4 protein-coding genes are annotated in these 3,057 nt (G+C 71.2%); 1 reads left to right on the top strand and 3 read right to left on the bottom strand.

Annotated elements, in window-relative coordinates:
• Positions 1–303 precede the first annotated feature (303 nt).
• Positions 304–675 carry a hypothetical protein gene (locus tag VFO68_RS17760; protein ID WP_325159420.1) on the bottom strand — a complete coding sequence of 124 codons (372 nt, stop codon included), beginning with the start codon at positions 673–675 and terminating at the stop codon, positions 304–306.
• 66 nt (positions 676–741) lie between these two features.
• A complete protein-coding gene (locus VFO68_RS17765; RefSeq protein WP_325159421.1) occupies positions 742–1,272 on the bottom strand; it encodes a glycosyltransferase family 2 protein in 531 nt (176 codons plus the stop codon).
• Between the two features lie 137 nt (positions 1,273–1,409).
• Here VFO68_RS17765 and VFO68_RS17770 point away from each other — a divergent pair, with 137 nt between their 5' ends.
• On the top strand, positions 1,410–2,393 hold the full coding sequence (locus VFO68_RS17770) for a glycosyltransferase family 2 protein (protein WP_325159422.1): 984 nt from the start codon (positions 1,410–1,412) through the stop codon (positions 2,391–2,393).
• A gap of 39 nt (positions 2,394–2,432) precedes the next feature.
• Here the strand turns inward: VFO68_RS17770 and VFO68_RS17775 are convergent.
• On the bottom strand, positions 2,433–3,057 hold a 625-nt coding region (locus VFO68_RS17775), incomplete at its 5' end, for a glycosyltransferase family 2 protein (protein WP_325159423.1).

Consider the following 3,057-nt stretch of genomic DNA (forward strand, 5'->3'; position numbering starts at 1 on the left):
CCGCCGGCGGCGCGACCGTCGACGGGTCGACGGCGAGCACCTGCGAGGGCGGCCAGGGTCCGGCGGGCAGGTCCCGACCGGATGGCGATGCCGGATCCCCGGGTGCCGCCGACGCTCCACCCTGAGCAAGCAAGGTCGCCGTACAGACTGCTGCCGCCAGCACGAGAAGCCGGCTGGACAGATGCTCTCGCCTCATCGCTGCAACCGCCCTCGCACTGTAGAACCAAGTCCACTATGGCCCGTCCGGCACCGCGGAATGAGAGACTTAGGTCCCGTTCCTCTCCGGGAGGAACGGGACGGGACTCAGCGGTCGCGCTCGGCCACACCGGCCCACTCCCGCAGCACGCGGCGACGGTGCACAGTGGACATGCGGCCGATCCGCCGGCGGGAGCGCAGCGCCCACGGTAGCAGCCGCAGGTACGAGCCGAGCACCCGCAGCCGCACACCAGTACGGAAGTGCGCCCCCGGCGGCGTCGGCCCGCCGGACGCCCGGCGTACCGAGATCGACGCGGTGGTCAATGGGAACCGCAGCACCTGCCGGAACGCGAACCCCGCGGGCGCGCACCGGGTGAGGGTGAGCAGCCGGTTACGCTCGTTCTGGAAGGCGAACAGATCGGAGGCCTGGTCGGTGCTGGCTGAGTGGGCGTGGCAGGCCACGGCCGCCGGCGCATACACGACCCGGTGCCCGGCCAGCCGCAGCCGCCACGACGTGTCCGTGTCCTCGTAGTAGAGGAAGAAGCGCTAGGGGAAGCCGCCGACCGCACGCACCGCCGCGATCCGCAGCAGCGCGGCGCCGCCGGAGAAGCCGAACACCTCGGCCGGCCGGTCGTACGGCGGCCCGTCGGGTTCGCCGAGAGCCCGGTCGGCGCCGTAGCCGTCCGCCCGCAGCACGACTCCCGCGTTGTTGAGCGTGCCGTCCGCCAGCAGCAGCCGGGAGGTCACCGCCGCGGCGCCGGGAGCGGCGTCGAGAAGCGCCCCCAGCCAGCCGGGCGCCGGCACGGCGTCGTCGTTGAGCAACGCCACGAGCTCGGTGTCCACCTCGGCCAGTCCGGCCGCCACCCCGCCGGCGAAACCGCGGTTGCGGTCCAGCCGCAGGATCCTCGCCTCGCCAAAGCCGCGCAGCAGCGCGGCGGTGCCGTCGGTGGAGGCGTTGTCGACGACGAGCAGCCGGTGCCCGACGGTCTGCTCCCGGAGCGCCCGCAGGCACTGCTCGAGCAGGTCCCGCGCCCTCCAGGTGACGACGAGGACGGTCACTTCCGGTCCGCCGGTCACAGTCGACGACCCTACCGCCGGCCCGGACGGCGAGCCGGCGTGCGGTCACCGGCGCTGGCGGCCGGCGCCGCTCGGCACCGAGGTGAGGCAGGCCAGGATGTCGGGACCGGACAGACGCGAGCGTACGATCCCGGCCCGTGAGTATTGCCGAACCGCTGGACCAGCCGGCGCAGCCTGTCCCGGCGCTCGGCCACAGCAGCGAGACCCTCGCCCCGCGGCGGGGTGGTCCGAACACGCTGGACGTCACCGTCGTGCTGCCCTGCTACAACGAGCAGGACCACGTGCTGCTCGAGCTCGAGCGGATCACCCGCGCGATGGACGAGACCGGGTTCAGCTACGAGCTGCTGGTCATCGACGACAAGTCCACCGACAACACCCTGGCGGTGCTGCAGGAGGCGATGCCGCGGTTCCCGAACATGCGGCTGATGCCGTTTCGCCGCAACGGCGGATCGGGCACCGCCCGGCGGATCGGCACCAACGAGGCCTACGGGCGGATCGTCGTCTGGACCGACGCCGACATGACCTACCCGAACGAGCGGATCCCGGAGTTCGTGCAGTACCTGCTCGACAACCCCGACGTCGACCAGGTCGTCGGCGCCCGGACCACCGAGCAGGGCACACACAAGTTCCTCCGGGTGCCGGCCAAGTGGGTCATCCGCAAGGTCGCCGAACGGCTGGCCGCGACCAAGATCCCGGACCTCAACTCGGGCCTGCGCGCGTTCCGCCGCGACGTCTCGCTGCCCTACCTGCGGCTGCTGCCGCCCGGGTTCTCCTGCGTGACCACGATCACGATGTCGTTCCTGTCCAACCAGCACCCGGTCGACTACCTGCCGATCGACTACGCGAAACGGGCGGGCACCTCGAAGTTCCACTTCATCAAGGACGCCTACCGCTACATCCTGCAGGTGCTGCGGATGGTCATGTACTTCAACCCGATCAAGGTCCTCATGCCGCTGGCGCTGTGGCTGTTCTTCCTCGGCGTGGCCAAGGGCATCGCGGACGTGATCCGCTACGACCTGCGCGTCACCACCAGCACGCTGCTGCTGGTCGTCAGCGGACTCATCATCGCCTCCATGGCCCTGCTGGCCGACCTCATCGTCCGATCCCGCGCCGACACCTGACCTTCGCGGGGCACCGCGAGCCCCCCGCGGACCCTGCCCTCAGCGGGACCGGCCGAGCCGGATCCGGCTCAGGATCCAGATCGCCTCGACGCCGTCCCGCCAGGTCAGCTTCTTGCCCTCGGCCCGGCTGCGGGCCCGGTAGCGGATCGGCACCTCGTACGGCCGGATGCCGCGCCTGAGCAGCTTTCCGGTGATCTCGGCCTCCATGCCGAAGCCGGCCGAGCGCACGTCCAGCGAGCGGTACAGCTCGGCCGGCATCAGCTTGAAGCAGGTCTCCAGGTCGCTGATCCAGCAGTCGAACAGCGCGTTGGCGACGAACGTCACACCCTTGTTGCCGAGCACGAACCAGAAGGAGAACGCCGTGTGGCTGGAGAACGAGCGGGTCCCGTAGACCACCTCGGCCTCGCCCTCGACCACCGGGGCCAGCAGCGCCGGGAGGTCCTCGGGCGAGTACTCGAGGTCGGCGTCGCACATCACCACGTGGGTGCCGGTGGCCGCGCCCGCCGCGGTCCGGATCGCCGCGCCCTTGCCCCGGTTGACCGGGTGGGTGTGCACCGAGACCCTGGGGTCGTCGATCGCCGCCAGCAGCGGCGCGGTGCCGTCCGAGGAGCCGTCGTCGACGATGACCAACTCGACGTCACACGGGTACGGCACGTCGAGCACC

Origin of the sequence: Actinophytocola sp. (genome assembly GCF_035712165.1) — a bacterium.
Taxonomy (GTDB): Bacteria; Actinomycetota; Actinomycetes; order Mycobacteriales; family Pseudonocardiaceae; genus DASYTH01.